Source organism: Psychrobacter urativorans, from assembly GCF_904846675.1.
GTDB classification, from domain to species: domain Bacteria; phylum Pseudomonadota; class Gammaproteobacteria; order Pseudomonadales; family Moraxellaceae; genus Psychrobacter; species Psychrobacter urativorans_B.
In genome coordinates, this window is sequence record NZ_CAJHBT010000056.1 from 1 (window position 1) to 933 (window position 933).

The following is a 933-nucleotide window of genomic DNA, read 5'->3' on the forward strand; positions in this document are numbered from 1 at the left end:
TTATTATTAGCTTCTGATTATGGCATCCCTCAAAAACGAGAACGAGTATTCATTATAGGGATACGTCATGACGTGGATATCGATTATCAATTTCCAGAACCAACTCATGCCGAAACACCTTCTCTAGGCAAAAAACCATGGCAGCCATTGAAATCTGTGGTAAAAGTTTTGGAAACCGATGATAAAAAGTACTATTTTTCGCAAAAAGCGGTTGATGGCATGAAAAACGCTAAAAAGAATATGAAGCGTGGTCTATACCAAGATTTGGATGGGCAATGTTTAACAATAACCTCGCATTTGGCAAAATCTAGTTTAAATTCTCGTGATCCTGTACTACTGGTTAACCCTGTGAAAGAGATATATCGTCGCTTTACTCCAAAAGAAGCCTCAGGAATACAGTCATTCCCAAATAGTTTTGTATTCCCTGTGAGCGATCACCAAGCGTACCGACAAATCGGTAATGCAATTCCTCCTGTTTTAATGTGGCACGTTGCAAAAGCCTTGACAGATTTAAACACAGCTTTAATTTTGGAAAAAACATCAAATGAGAAATCCAAATTGCTTAAAGAAGATTTAGTGTATTAGTAACCTAACAAAAATCAATAGAATTAAGAAACCACTCAAAATAAGCTGCTTTTACGGAACTACTTATAACAGTCTATTGGAATAAAAAAAGAGGCTAACGATTAGCCTCTTTTTCGTTAACACTCATATTCTATGCATCAGCTATTTTTTTAGCAAAATTCTATGCAACTGTAGTCATCCCCTTTGTGCTTGCTATCATAAGCGCTCTCTACAGCCTATCTTCAACCACTTTTAGCCACACCTATAGTTAATTATTTTCTCTTTAAAGACTAATAAAATATCTCACAATGACTAATAGATGGTTCTTTTGCTATAGCAATTATTACTGCTGTTATTATGACTATAGTT

The 933-nt window shown here is 35.3% G+C and carries 1 protein-coding gene; it reads left to right on the forward strand.

Features of this window, described 5'->3' with window-relative positions; translation table 11 throughout:
- A partial coding sequence (locus JMY06_RS11685) for a DNA cytosine methyltransferase (protein ID WP_201618415.1) occupies positions 1–585 on the forward strand: 585 nt, incomplete at its 5' end.
- Positions 586–933 lie beyond the last annotated feature (348 nt).